We start from the raw sequence: 22,640 nt of genomic DNA, 5'->3' as shown, positions 1-22,640 counted from the left end.
ACACTTGTGGAAGAGTAGGTCGCCGCCTTTTTTAATCCTCAATCTTTTATTAGATTGAGGATTTTTTTTTACCACGCCCTTAACTTTACAACATACAAATACCTTACCCTTTACGCTATCCTGGAGTTTTAAACCATTTTTATGACTGAGATTAATACCGTCTTGATTTTCAGTTTAAACGATTAAAACTTAACTTTATGTTTTCATTAACCAATCATACTATATTTAGATTGCGGAACATATTCTTCATATTGTTGGCTATAACATTGGTTAATGTTTCCGTTAGCCAGACACCAACACTTGACAGTCTTCAGAATGCGTTACAACAAGCTACGGAAGATGACGTACGGGCACATATTATAAAAAATATTTCATGGGAATATCTCAATAACAGATCAAATGATACACTGACAGAAAAATATATTGATAGCCTCAGGGTTTTTAGTCAGAAAAAAAATCTTGTGAAATATAGCTTTTTGGCTAAGTATCAATATGCTGTGCTAGAGCGGCAACGAGGAAATTATATAAAAGCATTGAATTATTTGAATGACTACATTACATTTTCTCAGGAGCAAAAAGATGAAAAGGAAATAGCCAATGGTTTATATCAAAAAGCCATTATTCTTGATGATCAAGGAGCCAATGAAGAAAGTTTAAAAATTTATCATGACATTTTAAATATATACAGAAAAGTAGGAGATGTTTTTGGAGAAGCAACCACACTGAATGCTATTGGTGAGGGACTTAAAAAAACAGGAAAGGTAAGGGAATCAATAGAAATGTATAATGAGGCGCTTGCTGTTTTTGAAAGGTTAAACAACAGAACAGAAATGGCTAATTGCAATTATAATATAGGTGATGCTCATTTATTACTTAAGCAGTATGATACATCGTTAGTTTATTTCAATAAGGCTTTAAGTTTAGATAAAATTTTAAATAGTACTTGGGGTATGGCTTATGATTATGAGTCTCTAGGTAAAGTATCAAATTTAAAAGGTAATTATTTAGATGCTTTAATGTATCATAAAAAAGCTTTAGACTTAAGAGAAGGTTTAAACCAAAAAAGAGAACTTTCCTTTAGTTATCATGAATTAGGTAAGAATTATTTAGAACTAAAAAATTATACAGAAGCCGAAGTATGGTTAAGAAATTCTTTAGCTATAACAGAAGCTATTGGCGATAAAGAAAAATCAAAAGAAAACTACGTTTTATTATCACGGTTATTTTCTGAAACAGGAAATTTTAAGGAAGCCTATCAGTTTAGTAAACGTTTGTTGAGAGTAAAAGATAGCTTGTATAATACGGTTAAGTCTAGACAAATTCAAGAACTTCAGGCTAAATTTGATTTAGAACAAAAACAGAATGCCATATCTAATTTACAGAAAGAATCAGAGATTTCACAATTGAAACTTAAAGAACAAACCGTTTTCAGAAATATTATGATTGCTGTTGCTGTGGCTACCATTATAGTCTCGTTTTTATTGTTTCATAGGTATAAAACCATTCAGAGAATTAAGATTTCTAATAGAGAAAAAAAGTTGCAACTCCTTGAAGAACAACGAAAAACGGACATTGAAAAACAACGCGTAGCAGAGCTAGAGAAAATAGATAAGTTAAAAGATGAGTTTTTAGCCAATACATCACATGAATTAAGAACCCCACTAAACGGAATTATTGGTTTATCAGAATCTTTAAAAGATAATTTAGCAGGCAAATTACCAGATAAAGACATTGAAAATTTAGAAATGATCATGTATAGCGGGAAACGTTTATCAAACTTGGTAAATGATATTTTAGATTTTTCTAAATTGAAAAATAAAGATTTGAATCTTGATGTAAAACCGGTGGATTTATATCCGCTGGTCAATTTGGTTTTAAAAGTATCTGCGCCTTTAGCAAAAGGAAAACCAATTCATTTTATAAACACTATTCCAAGGGATGTTTTATTGGTAAATGCTGATGAGAATAGATTGCAACAAATCTTTTATAATTTAATAGGCAACGCCATTAAGTTTACTGAAAAAGGTGAAATAAAAATGAGTGTTTCTCAAGAGAATGACATGCTCGCTATTTCAGTTTCAGATACGGGTATAGGGATTTCAAAGGATAAATTTCAACAAATTTTCAAGTCTTTTGAACAGGTTGACGCTTCAATTGAAAGACAGTACGGGGGTGCTGGTTTGGGGCTTTCTATTACCAAACAATTAGTAGAGTTGCATGGTGGTACTATTAAAGTACACTCTGAAATTAACCAAGGATCAAATTTTGTTTTTACCATACCCTTAAGTGATAAAAAACGTACCGAACTTCATTTTGACTATAACTCTAGTCCTAATATTCAAGAGCTTAAGGACGATTCCATTGCAGTAATTCAAAAAGAATCAATAGATAAAACATCAGAAATAACCATTTTAATTGTTGATGATGAATCTATTAACAGACGTGTTCTTGAAAACCATTTAAGCATTGCAGGCTATCATGTTGAAGAAGCAAATAGTGGAAAAGAAGCCTTAGAGCGCTTAGAGAAAGGAGAAATGTTTAATCTCATACTCTTAGATGTTATGATGCCAAACATGTCAGGTTATGAAGTTTGTGAAGAGATAAGAAAAAACTATTTGCCAAGTGAGTTGCCTATAGTATTGTTAACTGCAAAAAATAGGGTGAGTGATTTGGTTATTGGTTTTAATGTTGGGGCTAACGATTATTTGACAAAACCTTTTTCTAAAAATGAGTTGTTAAGCAGAATAAAAACACATTTAAACCTTCATGGTATACATAAAGCCGCCAGTAAATTTGTGCCTACTGAGTTTTTAAAATCAGTGGGACGAGAAGCTGTGACCGATGTGGTTTTGGGAGATCATAAAGAAAAGGAAGTTACTGTATTGTTTTCTGATATTAGAGATTACACCAGCTTATCAGAATCTATGAGCCCAGAACAGAACTTTAAATTTGTGAATGCTTATGTAGGGCGCATGGGACCCAAAATTCAAAAGAACAAGGGGTTTGTAAATCAGTATCTAGGGGATGGGATTATGGCCTTATTTCCAAAAACAGCAAACAATGCTTTGCAGGCCTGCATAGAGATGCAAAAAGAAATATCTAAGTATAATATTCAAAGAGAGAAAGATGGGTATACTGTATTATCTGTAGGGATGGGGTTGCACACTGGTGCATTGGTTATGGGGATTATTGGGGATACGCATAGAAATGATACAGCTATTATTTCAGATACGGTGAATACAGCGTCTAGGATGGAAGGGGTAACCAAATATTTTGGAGCTAAAATTATTATTAGTGGCGAAAGCCTTGATAGTATTCAAAATAAGGATGACTTCAATTTTAGATATTTAGGAAAGGTACGGGTAAAGGGGAAAAAAGATGTGGTAGATATTTACGAATGTTTTGATGGCGATGAAGCCACTTGTATTAAGCTAAAAAAAGCAACATTAAGGGATTATGAAAAAGGATTGAATTGCTTCTTTAACAAGGAGTTTCCTCGAGCTTCGGCAGCATTTGACAAAGTGTTAACCAAAAACCCAGAAGATAAAGTAGCCAAATATTTTGTTACAAAATCTGCCGAGTTTACACTTTCAGGACCTCCAACAGATTGGGATAAAGTAAATACGATTGACACAAAATAATATAAGCATAAAATTTAGAGACACCTCCCTAAATTTTATGCCTGATTTAAAAACTATTGGCCTTCTTTGATATAGCCCCAACCTTCACTTTGCTTAGAAACAATCTCCAATATTCCATCGGGAACAGACTTAACACCTGTAATTATTTGTGAGTCATCTACGTTGTGGCGTTTCATGGTGCCTTGACAAATTACAAAATCTATGTTTTTATTTTTTACAAGATTTTCTATGTCTTTAGCCACTACAGATTTGTCTTTAAGCACCATATTCATAGCCCCACTATACATAACAACTTCAAATTTAGATTCAGGATAAGCCTGAGACATGGCTTTTACATGCCTAACAGTAGATTGATGTACCTTGGTATTACCACTTGTAACATCAAAAACAATTTTTACAGGCTTCATTTGTGCAAAACTAAAAAAGGTTATGAAGCAGGTCATTAATAAATTTAAAAGAATTTTCATAATAATCGCTTTTTATTTATTCGCCAGCAAAAATATAGCCGCATCCATGAGCTTGCGCCCGTGCAAGTGCCCAAACACCTGATGGCACCAGCTTAACTTCAGAAAGCATGCCGTCAATCCAATCTTGGTATACTTCCTCTGGATTTAATCCCATTTTTTCAGCTAGTTTATTGCTATACACTTTGGTTGCCAAATCGCATGCACAAAACATAGCTCCTCTCTCGTGTAAACTTTTTAACCCTCCAGGGCCGTTAATGGGGTAATCTCCATCTTTCGGTTCATAATATGGGTTTCTTACGGCAAAATCACCCGTATAATCTTTAACGCCAAAAAATTCACCAAGTTTATATTTGGCCCATAAATCATCATTAAAAGCTATGCACAAACCACTGTGACGTATTACAGTCATGGCGGTAATATCACTATCAGGGGATCCCGTTGAATTGTTACTTAGATAAAAAGCCCAATTCCAAAGAATAGGGAGTCCCATGTGAGGTGTAGAACCATCATAAACAACACGGTGTGTGCCTTTTATTTTGTCAAACCAATCTTCTGTTTCATTCATTTTTTTATCATCAAAAATGTTAGAATTGGCATAGATTGGATTAGCGAGTACAGAAATGGTACTAGCTGTTGCACCTAGTGCAAGTGCGCCTAAGAATTGTCTTCTTGAATTACTGTCATTTGTTTTCATAATTATTTGGTTTTTGTGATGTTGAATTTTTCTTTATAATAAGCCATAATGGGCTGAAAAGGGCCTTTTTGATGCTGCTCAACAGGAAAACTATCTGCATAGGGCGGGTATGGTGTTGAAACAGGTTTCTTTTTTAAATCTGGAAAATCTTTTTCAGGATGACTCTTTTTAGGTCGATCTTGACTGTTTATAAATCCAGCCACATCATAGGCTTCTTCATCGGTTAATACAGGGGCATAATAGTTTGTTCCAAAGGGCATATTACCTTTTATAAATTGAGCGGCCGTTATTACACGTGTCATTCCAGCACCATGATTGAATGAGTTTTCACCCCATAGCGGTGGATATTCATAAGTGTACCCATCAACAGATTTGACACCTTGACCATTTGTACCATGACATACAATACAGTGTTTAAAAAACACGACTCTACCATGGTCAAGGTCTACCGCTCGGTTAGGAATCTTAATTTTTAAAAAACCTTTACCTTTAATATTTCCATCACTGGGAGCATAGCGGCTTAACCAATTAAGGTAGGCAACAAGAGCTCTCATTTCTTTGCCATCTGTTGGAAGTATTTTTCCATTCATGCTGCGTTCCATGCAGCCATTGATACGTTCTTCAATAGTACCTATTTTATTTTCTCTTCCTCTAAATTGTGGAAACCGCTGAATGATACCAATCAAAGGAGCCGAATACGCTTTTGTGCCAGAGTTCAGATGACAATTTTTACAGGCTAACCGATTCCCTTGATAAATCATTTCAGGATTACCGTTGTCAGGGCCTATGTATTGCGGGGTTTTTTGAAAAAGTGCCATGCCATATTTTAATAGTTCATTTTCTTTTGAATCATTTAAAACAGAGGCATCATAATCCATATAGTAATAACTGGGTAGATTTTCTTTCGCCTGAAATATGTCTGACGGAATGGCGCCAAAACAGTATAGCATAAATAGAAATGCCATTACTATAATGCTTCCAAAATAGATAACTACAATCTTAATAAGTTTTTTATGTGAATGGTCTTTTTTCATTTAAACAGTTGATATAGCATGTAAAGAAATGGAGCACAAATAGTTGTTTACCTCGACTTAAGAAGTAATAGTTCAGCAGATAAAAATTTAGGGCATGCTTTTGTTATAGATTAAGATTGTGACTACGGTGTAAACAAATCTTAGAGAGAGGGATGAACACTTAATCTAATACTCTAATTTACAAAAAAATACGTTTCATTTTATTGTTGTTGTTTTTAGTTTTATTTTAAATATGGCTTTGAGTAAAGCGCATATTCAGAATCTTGCTCTAATTTAAGTACATGGCAGTTAAATTAAATGGGTGTTTAATGTAAAAGACATGTACTTGTTAAATCGCATAATAATTTGTTTTTGCAATTGGGTGGTATCTGTTTTCTGCCAGCCCGACGTGTTATTATAGAACTTATAAAAGCGTTGTTCATGTTTTAAATAATCTTCAATTGTAATAGAAGGCGCTTTAGAATCTAGTACAAAACTATTTTGTTTTCTGGGTTCACGTCTGTATAATAACCACAGACCAGAATGTACCACTCCTTTATGGTATAGGCTAGGTTGTGTCATATCTATACCATGAGCTTGACTATGGCAATAGGCTATTATTATTGAAGGACCATCAAAAGACTCTGCTTCTGTAAACGCCTTTAATGTTTGCTCGGGGTTGGCACCCATAGCAACCGAGGCTACATATATGTTATCATAGGTCATGGCTAACCTTCCAAGATCTTTTTTTTGCTTTTGTTTTCCATTAAAAGCAAATTTGGACGATGCTCCAAATGGCGTGGATTTTGAAGCTTGAGCCCCAGTGTTATCATAAACTTCGTTATCTAATACCAGAATATTTACATTTTCACCAGAAGCTAAAACATGATCTATACCACCATAACCAATATCATAAGCCCAGCCGTCGCCACCAACAATCCAAACGCTCTTTTTTACTAAACTATCAACTGTATGCAACAGTTTTTTAGCTGTTGTAGACGATTCTTTTTTTAAGATGTTTTTTAATTTGGTAATGCGTTTGCGTTGTTCGTTTATTTCAAATTCATCGGATTGTTTAGCATGTATTATGGCATAAATTAAATCATGATGTAGTGGTAAATTCAACTTCTCCAGTAAATTTTTGGCTTGCTTTTCTTGTTGATTTAATGACATTCTGAAGCCTAAACCTAGTTCGGCGTTATCTTCAAATAGTGAATTAGACCAAGCAGGACCAAGACCATCCCTATTCTTTGACCAAGGTGTTGTTGGTAGCGCTCCACCAAAAATTGAACTGGCTCCTGTGGCATTTGCTATAAGTAACCTATCACCATACAATTGAGATATTAACTTTAAATAAGGCGCTTCACCACAGCCTTTAACACCTGTAGAATATTTAAATAAGGGCTCTTGAAGTTGTTGTTGACTCATTTTGTTGTTATCAATTTTTGTACGATCAAATTCAGGAATAGCTTCAAAGGCATCCCAATGTTCTTTTAATGTTTTGGTGTGTTGAGGAACTAACTTTAATGCATGAGGTTCACACGCATCAACACAATGATTACAAGCATTACATTGATCAGGATGTATGTTTAAGGCGTAGTTCATTGTATCAAAATCAATTGAAGGTATCTGTTTAAATGCTTTTGGAGTCTTTAACTTTGTAGAATCATCAAATACTTTAATTCTTAAAGCGCCTTGAGGACATACCATGCTGCATAACCCACATTGCGTACATAAATCAGTGTCCCACTCAGGTGTATATGGGGTGTTTATAGCAGGGCTATATATAGATGTGTTAGACGGATATGTGCCATCTGTGGGGAGTAAACTAACAGGAACATCATTTCCTTTTTGTTGTAATAGTTGTCCTAGTAAACTATTAAGAAATGCGGCGTCAAAGTGGTTGACCTTTTCAAATTCTTGTGATGGTTTTGAAGTGTCTACTTTATAAATAAATTCAGATAAAACCTTCATGTCTTCATCCTTACAGAAGCGTTTATTTAATGCCAGAAAACAGGCGTGAAATTCTGAAATACCATCTATAAGGTTAAAATTATGCAGTTTAATTTCTTCGATGTTTACTACAAATAGTTCCATGTTTTTATCCTTAATCTGCTTTTGTATACTGTTAGATAAGGATTGCCATATGGCTTTTGATGTTTTTGAGGTGCTTATTAAAAGTGTACCTTTAGGTTTTAGGTGGTTTACAGCGTGTTCAATATGTTTGTTTTCTGGGTTTTGACAGCCTATAAAATTTGCCCTTTCAATTAAATAAGGCGCTTTAATGTCTCTAGAATCTACACGAAGATGGGTAAGTTGTAAGGTATTAGATTTTTTATAATCGCAGGCCGTATAGGCTTGAACCTGTATATTTTGTTCGCAGCCTATACGTTTTAACGTATTTATGAAACTAGTTGTTATTTCTGTTGACTTTTCTTGATAAAAGATAGCTTGAAACTCATAATCTGCAACCTCAAATTCATCCGAAAAAGGAAGACTCAAATGGGTAACATTGTCATTTATCCCCACAGTAAAATGATTTTTAGGGCGTTTTTGCTCTAAATTATTGAATACAGCTTTTACCATGGCTGGTGTAAATTCTTTTGAGGATAAGCCGTAACGTCCTCCAATAATGTTAGGTAATCGGTGAATTTCTTTATTTTGATGGGCGGTAGCAATGGCTTGAATAATATCTAAATATAGGGGCTCGCCTGTACTTCCAGGTTCTTTAGTTCGGTCTAAAACAGCTACCGATGTTACCGATTTTGGAAGTACTTTTAAAAGGTGTTTTATACTGAACGGTCTGAACAATCTAACTTTTATTAAGCCATATTGTTTTCCTTCTTTATTTAATTGATTTATTGTTGTTTCTATGGTATCTGTTGATGACGCCATTGCTACAATGATGTGTTTTGCTTTTGGATGTCCGTAATAATCAAAAGGCTGATAAAATCGTCCCGTTAGTGTTCCAAATTCATGCATTTTATGCGTCACAATATCAGGACAAGCGTCATAAAAGGAATTAATAGCTTCCCGACTTTGAAAAAACACATCAGGCCCTTGAGCCGTTCCTTTAATTGTTGGTGAATTAGGATTTAAAGCACGAGATTTAAAATGCTTGATATCATTTTGATTGATTAATGTTTGAATAATATGGTCGTTAATTACATTAATTTTACTGTATTCATGAGAGGTTCTGAAACCATCAAAAAAATGAATAAAAGGTATTTGGGCTTGTAAGGAAGCAGCTTGTGCAATTAAAGCCAAGTCATGGGCTTCTTGCACTGAAGCACTGCTAAGCATGGCGTATCCTGATTGACGAACCGCCATAACATCACTATGATCTCCAAAAACGGAGAGCGCATGTGTAGCAATAGAGCGCGTAGCCACATGAATAACATTAGGCATGAGTTCGCCTGCAATTTTATACATATTAGGGAGCATGAGCAATAAGCCCTGCGAAGCCGTAAATGTAGTGCTTAGTGTTCCTGTTTGTAGGGCACCATGCATGGCACCAGCAACGCCAGACTCACTTTGCATTTGAAAAACAGAAGTAGAGTTACCAAAACTATTGGGGATGTTTTCGGCATGCCATTGCTCAATAAGTTCACTCATGTCAGAAGCTGGGGTAATAGGATATATTGGAAAAACCTCGTTAGTTTTATAAGCTATTTGTGCTACAGCTTCATTGGCTGTTAAGATGCTAGACGTTGAAGTTTTCATTGTTTTTTTATTATAACTGTTAAAAAAACAAGGTTGTTCCGCATGGAGCAACCTTGTATGAGGGGGAATTTACTCTTTGATTATTTCTATCTTTACTGGAGTAGGATTTGAAATCATGTCAAATACAGGTGAGAATTTTGCTAATTTTTCAAGTTGTTCCGCTGGGGCATCCGATTTTACTTTCAATCGCATCGTAATGCCATTAAAGCCTGTTCTTACTTCTGGATCTAATCCTAAAAAACCATGCAAGTCGGCATTTCCAACAATGCTTGATTCTGCCCCTTCAATGTCAATACCATTGGCAGCGGCATGATATACCATAGCGCCAGTTAAACAGGAACTTAAAGCATGTAATACAACCTCAGGAGGTGTTGGTGCCTCATCTTGTCCTAATAATACTTGTGGGTGACTACATTCCATAGAGAAGGTTTTTGCACGTGTTGTGTCTTCTTGACCTGCTCCATAAAATTCTTTTACACTGCTCACGCAATGACCTCCATCTATCCAATTATTCTTAGCTCTAAATTCAAATTTTGCTAATTCTGGTTGTGCTTGAATGTGTTCAATAGTTGCAACTAACTGATCTACGTTTACGCCGTTTTTTACATTTGCTGTTGAAATCATGTTTTCTGAATTTTAATGTGTTATTAATTGATTTTTAAATGTTTGACTTGTTTAAAGCGAATGCTGTGCCAAACTAGTTAACTGTCTTAAAATCAACAATATACATTGTTTGTTTGAATGTAAAATGCTTACGATATTTCGTTTATTTATGAAATATCGTTACCTGATTAATGAGATTTCGTGAATTTTAAACGGGGCGTTCTATTTTTAACGCTTTTATTCTCGAAGCTAAAGTAGTTGGTGGTATTTGTAGTAATTCTGCGGCTCCCTGTTTACCCGAAATTTTCCATTTTGTTTGCTTCAATGCTTTTAAAATGTTTTCTTTCTCTAAAGTTATAAGTTCCTTTGACGTCAATACTCTATCATTGCTAACAGGTGCATCTTTATGATGTAATACTAGGGTATTAGGAATTATAGTTTGCCAGTTAATCATGCCGTTTTCAGAAACAATAACGGCACGCTCTATTAGGTTTTGAAGTTCTCTTACATTTCCTGGCCAATGATATGAGGTAAGAAGGGCTTTGTCTGCCTTAGTAAGATGAATGGTAGTTTTATGCAACTTTTTTGAAAACAGGTTAATCATTTCTTGAGCAATTAAGCAAATATCTTGTTCTCTATCACGAAGGGCAGGAACTTCAATAGGGAAAACATTTAACCTGTAAAACAGGTCCTCTCTAAATTTCCCAGAATGGGAACGTTCTAGCAGATCTCTATGTGTAGCAGCAATAATTCTTACATCTACTTTAATCGTTTCTGAACTTCCAACAGGATCAAATTCACCTTCTTGAATAACACGAAGTAATTTTGGTTGCAACTCTAAAGGCATTTCACCAATTTCATCTAAAAAAATAGTGCCTTTGTCTGCTAATAAAAATCGACCTTTTCTACTCACAGTTGCACCTGTGAAAGCGCCTTTTTCATGACCAAATAATTCACTTTCTATTAAGTTGGCAGGAATGGCACCACAATTAATTCTAATAAGCGGTTTATCATTTCTGTTACTTTCTTTGTGAATAGCTCGGGCAATAAGTTCTTTTCCAGTTCCAGTTTCGCCATGAATTAAAACGGTTGCATCTGTTTTAGCAACTTGATGAACAAGATTTAGAGCTTTTTTCATGCTATGATGTGCTGCAATGATGCCATAGCTGCTGGTAAGTTCTTTTATCTCTTCTTCAAGATATTTCGTTTGTTTTGTTAGCAGTTTAATTTTGTCCTCTGTTATGAGACGCTCTTCAATATTCCTTAAAATAAGTGTGAAAAAAGTTTCAGAACCATGCCCAGATTTACTTATGGTACCTTCATTGATTGTATGCGTGTCTTTTGATCCGATTACCGTAATAGTATCAGGTAAATAGTTGTTTACAGTAGATGCATTGGCAATTCCAGATTCAACAAGCGTTTCAATGAGGTTAGCACTCTGTTCATCAAAAAAGAATAACACATTGCGCTGCAATACATCTTCATTTTCAAATAATAGATTTGCTGATGGATTGGTTAACACTATTTTAAATTGCGTGTCGAACATAATAATGGCATCCATAGCACCATTTATTAAACCACTTATTTTGTTATTAGTACGTTCAATTTCCAGCTTAGATGAGGCCAAGCGTTCTTGAATCAGATCTAATTCTCTATGACGTTTAATCATGGCTGCCAAAATACCTTGCGAAAATCCAATATCATGTTTCATAAGGTTTATAAATGCCTCTCGTTCAATTTTTAAAACCGTTGTCTTTTCTAGGGCTGTTGCTGATGCTGATCGTGTTTCGTTATCAATTAGAGCGTATTCTCCAAAACAATCACCCGTAGAAAGAGTATCATAAACATGGTCTTTATCATGAATCTTAACAGTACCGTTTAGAATAACATACATGGTATGACCTACAGTATTTTTCTCAAAAATAGTTTCGTTTTTTATATAAAAATCATCGCTAAGCTGATTGGCTAGCTGTTTTAATGATGTTTTAGAAACCTCAGAGAAAAAAGAAATATTAGACAGGAAATCTTCAAGATTTTTAGACACTTTTATTAAAATTTAGTTGGCAACCTAAAGTTAAAGATATTAATTATTTGTCAGGTTTAAGGCACGTAATTTTTTTGATAGTCATCTTGTTTCATGATAATTGATTAAATTAGTAATACCTAACCTATAACCAAAATGCCAAGTCAGAGACAACTTGCAGCCATAATGTTTACTGATATTGAAGGGTATACCTCTTTAATGCAGCAAGATGAGGTAGAAGCGGTTTTAATAAGAACACGTCATAGAACTGCTTTTGAAATAACTACAGAGGCTTATAATGGTAAAATTATTCAATATTTTGGTGATGGTACGCTTAGTGTGTTTAAAAGTACCATGGAAGCTGTAGAGTGTGCCATTGAATTACAAAAAGCGTTTTCTGAGGAGCCAAAAATTCCAGTTCGTATAGGTATTCATGTGGGTGATATTATTCAGTCTCAAGATGATATTATTGGCGATGCCGTTAATGTAGCATCAAGAGTTGAATCTTTGGGTGTTGCAGGTTCTATTTTGATATCTGATAAAGTGAACGATCAATTACGAAATAAGAATAGCATAAAAACACAGTTTATTGATGCCGTTGAATTCAAGAATGTTAATCGGGTTATTCCCATTTTTGCAATCATTAATGGAAACCTTGTGGTGCCTAAAAAGGAAGATCTTTTAGGAAAAACGAAGCCAAAAGATTTTGAAGAGTATAAAAAGTATAGGAAGAAAAGTTTATATGTTTTGGGGGTACTTTCAGTCATAATTTTAGGTCTGGTTTATTTCATGATGCATAATATTGATGATAACCATATAAAAGAAGCCACCTTGGCCGTACTTCCTTTTGCTAATATGAATAACGATGACCAACCAGATATCTTTGCCGATGGTATTACTGAAGATATTATAACACATCTTTCAAAGATTCAAAATTTACAAGTTATTTCAAGAGCTTCGGCCATGCATTATAAGAATTCTAAAAAAACATTACAGGAAATAGCAAAAGAGCTTGACGTGAATTATATTTTAGAAGGTAGCGTAAGGGTAAATAATAATCAAGTTCGCATAAATGCCAACCTAGTTGATGCAGCCAATAATAAAAACCTATGGGCTGATAATTATGATAACCCTCTAATAGAAATTTTCAAGATTCAAAGTAACGTTTCCAGAGATATTGCTAGCGCATTACAAATAACATTAAGCGAAGGTGAAGTTTTAAGAATAGATAATGAACCCACAAAAAATGCAGAAGCTTATACCGCATTTAAGGAGGCACAAATGTATTTTCACAGAGGTGGAGGAAAGGTTGAAGAGCTTAAAAAAGCAGAGAATTTATTTAAAAAAGCCATTGAATATGACCCTGAGTTTTGTAGAGCTTATGTAGGTGTAGCTGAAACTTATATGGAATATATATTTTGGGGTAGGGAATCGCCCAAAAAAATGTTAGAACTAGCATCAACACCAGCATTAACCGCTCTGGCTATTAATGCAAATGATGGCGGAACCTTTGGAGCATTAGGAGCTATAAGTTACTATAAATATGAAAAAGAAACCGCTATAAGGTATTTAAAAAAAGCTATTGAGCTTAACCCTAGTTATGTGGGAGCCTACAATAAACTTGCATGGATTTATGCTTTTGAAGGCAATATAGAGCTTATGGAAAAGAACTTTAATCAAGTTTTAAAGTTAGATCCCTTATCAACAAAATATATTGGCGATATGGGACAAGCTTATTATTACTTAAATGAATTTCAAAAAGGAATCGATTTAATGAATAAATCGTTAATAAAATTTCCTAATGACAATATGCTAAAATGGATAAAAGCATCTAATCTTTCGGGTTTAGGAAGGTATGAAGAGGCTATTGAGATTCTCGCCTCAAGAAGTGTAGCTTCAAATACCAATTGGTTGCTGGGCTATTGTTATGGTATGATTGGTGCGTTTGATAAAGCCAAGGCTATTTTAGAATATCAGCTCAATAAAAATAAATTGGTTTATGTGCCAGCCTATATGATAGCCACTATTTATATTGGGCTTGACGATCGTGAAAATGCTATAAAATATTTAGAGAAAGATTATGAGTTTGGTGGTCAAGGTCTTTTCTTTTGGGGACTCAAACAGGATGTTAAATTTAAATCGCTTCACAATGACCCCCGTTTTATAGCCTTATTGAATAGGGTTCCTTAATTCTTCATCTTTAGGTTTTTATTACTGCTATACATTTTGATTTTTTGTGTTCTAATATTTTCTGTTTTTATACAATGTAAAAACGTTAAGTAACTAAGGTTACTTCGAGTAAAAAACACCACTATACTTTTGTAGTATTAAAATTAATATTATGAAAACGTATTTAGGTGTTTTTACATGTTGTGTCCTAAGCCTTGCTTGGTCTGTTAAAGGACAAAATACCACTGAGATCTCTATAGATGAAGTCCTTTTAAAAGTAAATCAAAACAATCATACGCTAAAAATATCAAAAGAGAATTTCAATGAAGCACTAGCAGATTACAGACAAACCAATGCGGTGTTTTTGCCAAATATTACGGTATCTCATACTGGGCTAGCTACCACAAATCCGTTGATGGCTTTTGGTTCTAAATTAAATCAAGGCATCCTTACAACCTCCGATTTTGACCCGAATTTACTTAACAATCCAGAACAAACACAAAATTTCGCCACACTTATAGAAGTTAAGCAGCCGCTTTTAAACATTGATGGATTTTATCAAAGGAAAGCCGCTAAAAGTACAATGGAAGCTATGTCTTTACAAACAGAGAGAACATCAGACTATCTGAATTTTGAAGTTCGTAAAGCCTACATGCAACTTCAGTTAGCTTATAAAGGTGTTGCTGTTTTAGAAAAAGCTATGAAAGCAGCGCAAGCCAACCAATCATTAGCTAATCATAGTTTTAAGCAGGGGTATATGCAACGTGCCGATGTTTTGGCTGTTGAAGTTAGAGTTATAGAGGTGACTAACCAACTTCAAATGGCTAAAAGCCATGTTAATAATGCGTCTAATTATTTATCTTTTTTAATGAATGATGAAGCGTCTTTGATTTTAAAACCATCTGATGAGCTTGTGCTAAATACTTTGCAAATGCGGATCATAGAAACAGTGCCAGAGGAACGTGCTGATATCAAAGCAATGGCAATGGCTTCGCAGGCTTATAAAACCCAACATACCTCAGATAATTTAAGTTTTTTACCAACATTAAATGCTTTTGGTAGCTATGAACTTTATGATGAAAATATCTTTCAAGGTGGGGCAAGTGGCTATGTGGTTGGAGCTCAATTAAGTTGGACTGTTTTAGATGGTACAAAACGTTTTGGTAAAGCTAAAAAGAGCAAGGCAGCATATGAAAAAGCTAAGTTGGAATATGATCAGTATGTTTCAAAGAGCCAATTAGAATTGAATAAAGCCAGACGTATGTTACGGGATGCAGATAACAATATTAAGTTATCAAAATTAGCTATGGAACAATCTGAAGAGTCCTTAAGAATTAGAACAAACCGTTTTGAAGAAGGTTTAGAAAAAATGTCAGATTTACTGTTGGCTGAAACTCAATTTGCACAAAAGGAATTAGCCTATTACCAAGCTATTTATGAATACAATTATGCGCAAGCATATCTAGAATATTTAACCAAAGAATAAACATTGAAAATGAAAAGAATATATACCATACTCACTTTAGCTGTTAGTTTATTGTTTTTTAATTGTAACAGTGAAAATAAACAAGACCATTCAAATACAGAGCCAGCCATATCGGTAAAAGTTCATCAGGTTACAGATGGCAATGCCTCGTTTTTGTCTGTTAGTGGAAAAATAAAAGCCGTAAATAGTGCCACGTTAAGCACCAGAGCCATGGGGTATGTAAACCGTGTTCCTGTTAATATTGGTGATTCAGTAAAAAAAGGACAGCTTTTAGTAGCCATTCATAATGCCGATTTACAGGCTAAAAAGGCTCAAGTAGATGCTAATATCACAGAAGCCACGGCTGCTTTTACAAATGCAGAAAAAGATTATATGCGTTTTAAAAGTTTGTTTGAAGATCAGAGCGCTTCACAGAAAGAGTTAGATGACATGACGGCTCTTTATGAAATGGCCAAAGCGCGTTTAGAAGGCGCTAAACAAATGAAAAATGAGGTGAATGCTCAGTTTGAATACACCAATATTACGGCACCTTTTAGCGGTGTTGTTACTAGAAAAACTATTGAAAAAGGTGATATGGCTAATCCTGGGCAGGCGTTAATTGCTATAGAGTCACCCGATACTTTTGAAGTATTGGCTAGGGTTCCAGAAAGTGAAATTTCTCAAATAAAAAAAGGCATACAAGTTAACGTACATGTAAAGGCTGCAAACCAAATTATAACCGGAAAAGTAGATGAGGTAAGTACATCGGCAGTGCAAACAGGAGGACAATATTTAGTAAAAATAGGGTTGGATAAAACCAAAGCAAAAATTTTATCTGGAATGTATGCCACTGTACAATTTCCTGTGGAGCGAAAAACAAAAAGTGGTATGGTTTTAATAGCAAAAACAGCCATTATTAATAAGGGACAGCTCTCTGGTGTTTATACTGTAAGTCAAAGTAATACAGCCCTATTACGATGGTTACGGTTGGGAAGAACTTTTGGAGAGGATGTAGAAGTACTATCTGGGTTACAAGCTAATGAAAGTTACATTATTTCGGCTGAAGGAAAATTATATAACGGCGCCAAAGTGTCTATTCAATAACAAAACGTTGCGTTAGGGATAGCAGTGAAAATCCTTTTTTTGCTTAGCTCAATGGCAAAAAAAGATTGTAATGTATAGCCCGTTTAAACGCCCAAAAAAATACATATATGAAAGAAGGTTTTGCAGGAAAAATAGCTAAGGTCTTTATGAATTCTAAGCTAACAGTGCTCTTGATGATTGTTTTTATGGTTATAGGGGTGTATAGTTCGTTTTTAATTCCGCGAGAGGAAGAGCCTCAAATAGATGTGCCAATGGCTGATATTTTTGTGGGGTATCCAGGTGCGAGCCCTACTGAAGTTGAATCTAGAGTGGTAAAGCCTCTGGAGCAATTAATATCTAATATAAAAGGCGTAGAGTATGTGTATTCTACATCAATGAAAGAAAAAGCCATGGTGATTGTTCAATTTTACGTGGGTGAAGATATTGAACGTTCTTTTGTAAAACTCTATAATGAGATTAACAAACACATGGATGAAATGCCAGAGGGCGTTACGTTTCCGTTGGTAAAAACTCGGGCTATTGATGATGTTCCTATGCTAGGTTTAACCTTATGGAGTCAACACTATAGTGATTATCTACTAGGGCAAATGGCTCAGGAGTTAGAAGCCGAAATAAAAAAAGTTAATGATGTAGCTATTACACACAAAATAGGAGGAAGGCAACGTGAAGTTCGCGTGGTTTTAGATAAAGATAAGTTAGCCGCAGCAGGTCTAGATTTCTTGTCAGTTTCAGAGATGATTAAAGCGAATAATGTCCAATTGAATTCAGGGGTTTTCCATAAAAATGATACCGAGTTCGTTGTAAACACTGGTAAGTTTCTAGAAACGGTAACTGATGTTGAAAATTTGGTTGTTGGAGTACAGCAAAATCAACCAATTTATTTGAAACAAGTGGCTGCTATTCTTGATGGCCCAGAAGTGCCAAGACATTATGTTAGTTTAGGTTTTGGTCAAGCTAGTGAAAAAGCTGAGCAATATAATTCAGAGTATCCAGCGGTGACTATTTCGGTAGCTAAGAGAAAAGGGGCTGATGCGATGAAAATAGCCGATGTGATTATTGACAAGGTAGATCATTTGCGTAAAACCTTAATTCCTGATGATGTACATGTTGAGGTTACCCGAAATTATGGAGAAACGGCTTCCCATAAAGTATCAGAACTCTTATTACATCTTATAGGTTCTATCATAGCAGTAACTTTTGTAGTGATGCTAGCTATGGGGTGGCGTGGCGGATTGGTGGTGTTCTTATCGGTTCCCATCACTTTCGCATTGACCCTACTTAGTTACTATATGTTAGATTATACGTTAAACCGTATCACGCTTTTTGCCTTAGTGTTTGTTACTGGTATTGTTGTAGATGATTCCATTATTATAGCCGAAAATATGCACCGGCATTTTAAAATGAAGCGGTTACCTTTTAAGCAAGCGGCTTTATATGCCATTAATGAGGTAGGTAATCCTACTATATTGGCAACATTTACCGTTATAGCTTCGGTTTTACCAATGGCTTTTGTTTCTGGTTTAATGGGACCCTACATGGCGCCTATGCCAATAGGAGCTTCAATAGCTATGATTTTATCTTTGTTTGTAGCCTTAACCATTACCCCATATTTAGGGTATATTTTCTTGCGAGAAAAAGAAAAAGCGGGAGCTACGGAAAAGCCAAAAAAGGCATTAGAAGACACCTATATTTATAGGATTTATGACAAGTTTGAACGTCCTTTAATAGAAAATTCTAAAAAGCGCTGGTTGTTTTTAGGGTTAACGTTTGCGTTGCTTTTAGGGTCTATGATGCTTTTTTTTACAAAGTCTGTTGCTGTGAAAATGTTACCGTTTGATAATAAGAATGAATTTCAAGTGGTTGTTGATATGCCCGAAGGTACCACTTTAGAGCGCACAGCTGTAGTTGTTAAAGAAATTTCACAATACCTTGCAACAAGGCCAGAGGTTGTAAATTATCAAAATTATATTGGTACATCGGCACCTATAACATTTAATGGGTTGGTACGTCATTATGATTTGCGTGGTGGAAGCAATATGGCCGATATTCAAGTGAATTTGGTTGATAAAGGAGAGCGCTCAGCACAGAGTCATGATATTGCATCTTTGTTACGTCCAGATATTCAAAATATTGCTTCAAAATATAATGCCAATGTAAAAATAGTAGAGGTGCCACCTGGCCCACCAGTGTTATCTACTTTAGTGGCTGAGGTTTATGGACCCGAGTATGCCCAGCAAATGGAAGTGGCTAATCAGGTAAAGGAAATTCTACATAACACGGTTGATGTAGTAGATGTAGATTGGATGGTTGAAGCTGATCAGGTAGAATATCAGTTTACTATAGATAAAGAAAAAGCGATGTTATATGGTGTAGCCCCTAAGCAGATTGCGTATACCATGCATATGGCATTATCTAATAAGCCATTAACTACACTTTATGATGAAGATGCCGTGACCCAAATAGGTTTGGTATTAACGCTTGATGAAAAGGAAAAATCTACGGTTCCAGATATTTCACAATTACAGGTGAAATCTTCACAAGGGCATTTAGTCCCTATTGCAGATTTGGTAGATATTTCTGAAACAGCCAGTGCAAAAAGTATTTATAGAAAGAATCAAAAACGTGTGGTGTATGTCATGGCAGATATGGCTGGTGCATTGGAAAGTCCGGCATATGCTATTTTGGGTATGGAAGAAAAGTTAAAGGACATTCCATTACCACAGGGGTATACCATTAATGAAATGTATTTGGGGCAGCCCGAATACGAAGATGATTACACTATAAAATGGGATGGAGAGTGGCAAATAACCCTTGAAGTTTTTCGCGATTTAGGAATTGCCTTTTTAGGAGCCATTATTCTCATTTATATTTTAATTGTTGGATGGTTTCAAAACTTTAAAGCTCCTGTTGTTATGATGGTAGCTATTCCGTTATCCCTTATAGGAATTGTTTTAGGACATTGGCTTATGGGCGCCTTTTTTACAGCAACGTCATTTATTGGTATGATTGCTCTAGCGGGAATTATGGTGCGTAATTCGGTACTATTGATTGATTTTATAAATCTGCGCTTAGAAGAAGGTATACCTCTTAAACAGGCAGCTATTGAAGCTGGTGCTGTAAGAACAACCCCTATTTTACTCACAGCGGGTACGGTAGTTATTGGAGCATTTGTTATTCTTTTTGATCCTATTTTTCAAGGATTAGCCATATCGCTTATGGGTGGAACCATAGTGTCTACGGTCCTAACGCTGTTGGTTGTGCCGTTGGTGTATTATATGATTGAACGTAAAAACTATAAATAAAAACATAAAGCCAATGAAATTAGTAATGGTAACGGCCGTAGAAGTGTTTCATAAAGAGATTATAAAACTCTTTAGGCAAGCTGAGATACATCACTTTAGTGAAGCAAAAATTGATGGTTATAAATTTGGTAATGAAAACGAATCTGTGTCTAATTGGTTTGGAGCCGAGCGCGGTGGAAATCAGTCCATCATGTTTTTTTCGTTTACCGATGCTCCACATATAGAGGTCTTGTTTGTTTTAATAAAGGAATTCAACAAACATTTAGAAACCAATAATCCACTTAGAGTAGCAGTGGTACCTATTGAGAAATTTATGTAAAGTATATCATTTTTTTTGATATCAATAAAAAATTAGTCATTTTAAAATCTAAGCATTATGAAAAATAGAATTGTAAGAGGTATAGCAGGAACTTTTATATTAGTTAGTTTGTTGTTAGCCATATATGTAAACATTAACTGGTTATGGTTTACAGCTTTTGTAGGTGCCAATTTATTACAGTCGTCCTTAACAAAATGGTGTTTAATGGACACGATTTTGGAAAAACTAGGCATAAAAGATTGATTTTAATTCATGAGGTGTAACATTTTTGATGGTTTTGCGTCATATACATGTAAATCAATCAAAAAAACACCATCATGAGGCAAGATAATCAATTAATAGTCATCACACACTTAAGCCAATTAGTTACTTTGGTGCTAGGTTTTGGTAGTTTATTGTTACCCTTAGTGTTGTGGTTAACACAAAAGGATAAAGTGTATCAAATGGATGCTCACGGAAAAAACATAGTTAATTTTCAATTAAGTCTTATGATTTATTGTTTGATATGTATTCCGTTAATATTATTTTTTGGACTAGGGTTGTTAGGCTTTATAATTCTTGGCCTTATATCTGTCGTTTTTCCTATTGTTAATGCAGTAAAAGCGAGTAAAGGAGAGGTACCAACCTACCCATTATCTTTTAATTTTATTAGTTAATGAATAAAGAAAAAAAATAAAATATTCTTATTATCTCTTAATTTTATTGGTTAGTTTAGTTAGTATGAGATAAACTTAACGCCCACTAATTTGGTGGGCGTTTATTATTTTTTAAACCTGAAGCTAGGGTTTTAAATATTTTTTTTGAGAGGGGATCGGTACTATGATGCTCTCCATTGTGTAAGTTTTTTTTGAGCTGTCAATTAATCTTGCTTAAGCGGAATACACAATGAATACGTATCGACGACACCATCTTTTATCGTTAAAATTCCTCCTGTCATGACTAAAGGTTTGCCATTTTCCATATATATACCCATCCTTTCGTAACGTTGAACAGGTACTACATTGCCATCGGTTGTTTTATAAGCTTTGTCTGCAACTTTATAATATTTTGCACGTTGCCAATTTAAACCATCGGTTGATGTAATCATTCCCATATAACCGAATGCATGATACAGGTTATAATAGCGCTTACGTTCAGTGTCATACCAAACTTCTGGGTCTTCTGAGTTGTAATTTATAACAACAGGTTTAGGTTGCATTTTCCAAGGACCAATCGGGTTGTCTGCTAATAAGACAGCCTGCATTCTAATAATTTTATCAAATGGTTGATCTGGTTGATCCCCTCTAATAATCATTAAATAACCACCATCTGGACGTTTAGTGACTGTAACGTTATTTGATTGGTTGGCAATTGGGAGTTGAGGCTCAAATACGGGTCTGTCAAAACGTTTCCAAGGTCCTTCAATGTTATCAGAGACTGCAACTCCGATACGTTGGTTTAATCGCAGCATATTTCTTAGGTTACCAGGTTTCCATCCCGTATGCCTAATTTCTTCAAGTTGCTCTTGCGTTAAATTCATATTACCTGAATTAGTTGACATATAATAGAGGTAATATTTGCCATCAAATTTGTAGGCCTTACTGCAGTGTACCGTATACTGATCCCAAAAACTACCACCTCGTGCCTTTAAAACCTCTTGTACTTTTTTCCAAGGGCCTGTTGGACTATCAGAGACCGCTCGCGATACGATGCCATCTGTTAACCAAGAACAAAACCCATGTTTTCTTGGCATCTGGTCATAAAACAAATGGTATTTACCATCATCACTTTTTATGATGGTGGACCCCCAATTGAAATATTCATCATCGTGAAAAATATTGTCTTCAGACACATCTTGCATAGCAGCTGTTAAGTTGTAAGTATCTGTGTTTTGAGCCTCCATAGCCAACGGGAGCCCTAATGAGATTAAAGAAAATAATAGAAAACCGAATAGTGAACAACGTAATTTTTGTTTTATCATGTCTTATATACATTTATGTGATTTAAATTACAAGCTGAGTTCAACCCATAAGTGCAACACACTTATTATTTAGGACTTCAATAGGGTTATTATAATTAAACTTTCTAATAGGTCTGTAATTTAGTAATTTTTCAACTTCTTTTATTCTTTTGATTGA

Annotated in this window: 15 protein-coding genes and 1 pseudogene; 8 read left to right on the top strand and 8 right to left on the bottom strand. The window is 34.9% G+C overall.

Annotation, left to right across the window (positions count from 1 at the left end; all coding sequences use genetic code 11):
- The first annotated feature begins 197 nt into the window (after nt 1-197).
- Complete coding sequence (locus tag FGF67_RS16030) at nt 198-3,641, top strand: tetratricopeptide repeat protein (protein WP_139698777.1); 3,444 nt, start codon at nt 198-200, stop codon at nt 3,639-3,641.
- A gap of 53 nt (nt 3,642-3,694) precedes the next feature.
- Here the strand turns inward: FGF67_RS16030 and FGF67_RS16025 are convergent, their stop codons facing one another.
- The 6 genes from FGF67_RS16025 to FGF67_RS16000 all read right to left on the bottom strand — a co-directional run bounded on the left by FGF67_RS16025 (nt 3,695) and on the right by FGF67_RS16000 (nt 12,185).
- Nucleotides 3,695-4,108: a DsrE family protein gene (locus tag FGF67_RS16025; protein WP_139698776.1), complete on the bottom strand. Its 414-nt coding sequence runs from the start codon at nt 4,106-4,108 to the stop codon at nt 3,695-3,697.
- A gap of 16 nt (nt 4,109-4,124) precedes the next feature.
- Nucleotides 4,125-4,802: a Tat (twin-arginine translocation) pathway signal sequence containing protein gene (locus tag FGF67_RS16020; protein ID WP_139698775.1), complete on the bottom strand. Its 678-nt coding sequence runs from the start codon at nt 4,800-4,802 to the stop codon at nt 4,125-4,127.
- A gap of 2 nt (nt 4,803-4,804) precedes the next feature.
- Nucleotides 4,805-5,836: a c-type cytochrome gene (locus tag FGF67_RS16015; protein WP_139698774.1), complete on the bottom strand. Its 1,032-nt coding sequence runs from the start codon at nt 5,834-5,836 to the stop codon at nt 4,805-4,807.
- Between the two features lie 288 nt (nt 5,837-6,124).
- On the bottom strand, nt 6,125-9,538 hold the full coding sequence (locus FGF67_RS16010) for a 4Fe-4S binding protein (RefSeq protein WP_139698773.1): 3,414 nt from the start codon (nt 9,536-9,538) through the stop codon (nt 6,125-6,127).
- A 69-nt stretch (nt 9,539-9,607) separates the two neighbouring features.
- Nucleotides 9,608-10,162 carry an OsmC family protein gene (locus FGF67_RS16005; protein ID WP_139698772.1) on the bottom strand — a complete coding sequence of 185 codons (555 nt, stop codon included), beginning with the start codon at nt 10,160-10,162 and terminating at the stop codon, nt 9,608-9,610.
- Nucleotides 10,163-10,349: 187 nt separating this feature from the next.
- On the bottom strand, nt 10,350-12,185 hold the full coding sequence (locus tag FGF67_RS16000) for a sigma 54-interacting transcriptional regulator (protein WP_139698771.1): 1,836 nt from the start codon (nt 12,183-12,185) through the stop codon (nt 10,350-10,352).
- Between the two features lie 135 nt (nt 12,186-12,320).
- On the opposite strand from FGF67_RS16000, the gene FGF67_RS15995 reads away from it, so the two are divergent.
- The 7 genes from FGF67_RS15995 to FGF67_RS15965 all read left to right on the top strand — a co-directional run bounded on the left by FGF67_RS15995 (nt 12,321) and on the right by FGF67_RS15965 (nt 21,179).
- Nucleotides 12,321-14,354, top strand: coding sequence for a FlgO family outer membrane protein (locus tag FGF67_RS15995; RefSeq protein WP_139698770.1), 2,034 nt, complete (start codon nt 12,321-12,323; stop codon nt 14,352-14,354).
- Between the two features lie 151 nt (nt 14,355-14,505).
- A complete protein-coding gene (locus tag FGF67_RS15990; protein ID WP_139698769.1) occupies nt 14,506-15,819 on the top strand; it encodes a TolC family protein in 1,314 nt (437 codons plus the stop codon).
- A 9-nt stretch (nt 15,820-15,828) separates the two neighbouring features.
- Entirely contained in the window at nt 15,829-16,902 is a 1,074-nt protein-coding gene (locus tag FGF67_RS15985) for an efflux RND transporter periplasmic adaptor subunit (protein WP_139698768.1), read from the top strand.
- Between the two features lie 107 nt (nt 16,903-17,009).
- Nucleotides 17,010-20,204 (top strand): efflux RND transporter permease subunit, encoded by a 3,195-nt coding sequence (locus tag FGF67_RS15980; protein ID WP_139698767.1) that lies wholly within the window; start codon nt 17,010-17,012, stop codon nt 20,202-20,204.
- Between the two features lie 13 nt (nt 20,205-20,217).
- Nucleotides 20,218-20,523 carry a hypothetical protein gene (locus FGF67_RS15975; protein WP_139698766.1) on the top strand — a complete coding sequence of 102 codons (306 nt, stop codon included), beginning with the start codon at nt 20,218-20,220 and terminating at the stop codon, nt 20,521-20,523.
- A gap of 57 nt (nt 20,524-20,580) precedes the next feature.
- Nucleotides 20,581-20,766: a YgaP family membrane protein gene (locus FGF67_RS15970; protein ID WP_199240703.1), complete on the top strand. Its 186-nt coding sequence runs from the start codon at nt 20,581-20,583 to the stop codon at nt 20,764-20,766.
- A gap of 74 nt (nt 20,767-20,840) precedes the next feature.
- On the top strand, nt 20,841-21,179 hold the full coding sequence (locus FGF67_RS15965) for a DUF4870 domain-containing protein (protein ID WP_139698764.1): 339 nt from the start codon (nt 20,841-20,843) through the stop codon (nt 21,177-21,179).
- A gap of 203 nt (nt 21,180-21,382) precedes the next feature.
- Here the strand turns inward: FGF67_RS15965 and FGF67_RS15960 are convergent, their stop codons facing one another.
- The gene (locus FGF67_RS15960; RefSeq protein ID WP_139698763.1) at nt 21,383-22,483 is read right to left on the bottom strand and encodes a glycoside hydrolase family protein; all 1,101 of its coding nucleotides are present in this window, start codon (nt 22,481-22,483) and stop codon (nt 21,383-21,385) included.
- A 40-nt stretch (nt 22,484-22,523) separates the two neighbouring features.
- Nucleotides 22,524-22,640, bottom strand: a pseudogene (locus FGF67_RS17715) (IS30 family transposase); the annotation flags it as partial.

Source organism: Allotamlana fucoidanivorans (assembly GCF_006265225.1).
Classification (GTDB): domain Bacteria; phylum Bacteroidota; class Bacteroidia; order Flavobacteriales; family Flavobacteriaceae; genus Allotamlana; species Allotamlana fucoidanivorans.
This window is presented reverse-complemented; position numbering and strand designations above follow the sequence as displayed.

Bases quoted from the DNA above. Each gene is read 5' to 3' on its own strand.
- FGF67_RS15970 (WP_199240703.1), top strand. From the start codon at position 20,581: ATGAAAAATAGAATTGTAAGAGGTATAGCAGGAACTTTTATATTAGTT.
- FGF67_RS15975 (WP_139698766.1), top strand. From the start codon at position 20,218: ATGAAATTAGTAATGGTAACGGCCGTAGAAGTGTTTCATAAAGAGATT.
- FGF67_RS16025 (WP_139698776.1), bottom strand. From the start codon at position 4,108: ATGAAAATTCTTTTAAATTTATTAATGACCTGCTTCATAACCTTTTTT.
- FGF67_RS15985 (WP_139698768.1), top strand. From the start codon at position 15,829: ATGAAAAGAATATATACCATACTCACTTTAGCTGTTAGTTTATTGTTT.
- FGF67_RS16010 (WP_139698773.1), bottom strand. From the start codon at position 9,538: ATGAAAACTTCAACGTCTAGCATCTTAACAGCCAATGAAGCTGTAGCA.
- FGF67_RS16020 (WP_139698775.1), bottom strand. From the start codon at position 4,802: ATGAAAACAAATGACAGTAATTCAAGAAGACAATTCTTAGGCGCACTT.
- FGF67_RS15965 (WP_139698764.1), top strand. From the start codon at position 20,841: ATGAGGCAAGATAATCAATTAATAGTCATCACACACTTAAGCCAATTA.
- FGF67_RS15960 (WP_139698763.1), bottom strand. From the start codon at position 22,483: ATGATAAAACAAAAATTACGTTGTTCACTATTCGGTTTTCTATTATTT.
- FGF67_RS16005 (WP_139698772.1), bottom strand. From the start codon at position 10,162: ATGATTTCAACAGCAAATGTAAAAAACGGCGTAAACGTAGATCAGTTA.
- FGF67_RS15995 (WP_139698770.1), top strand. From the start codon at position 12,321: ATGCCAAGTCAGAGACAACTTGCAGCCATAATGTTTACTGATATTGAA.
- FGF67_RS15980 (WP_139698767.1), top strand. From the start codon at position 17,010: ATGAAAGAAGGTTTTGCAGGAAAAATAGCTAAGGTCTTTATGAATTCT.
- FGF67_RS16015 (WP_139698774.1), bottom strand. From the start codon at position 5,836: ATGAAAAAAGACCATTCACATAAAAAACTTATTAAGATTGTAGTTATC.
- FGF67_RS15990 (WP_139698769.1), top strand. From the start codon at position 14,506: ATGAAAACGTATTTAGGTGTTTTTACATGTTGTGTCCTAAGCCTTGCT.
- FGF67_RS16030 (WP_139698777.1), top strand. From the start codon at position 198: ATGTTTTCATTAACCAATCATACTATATTTAGATTGCGGAACATATTC.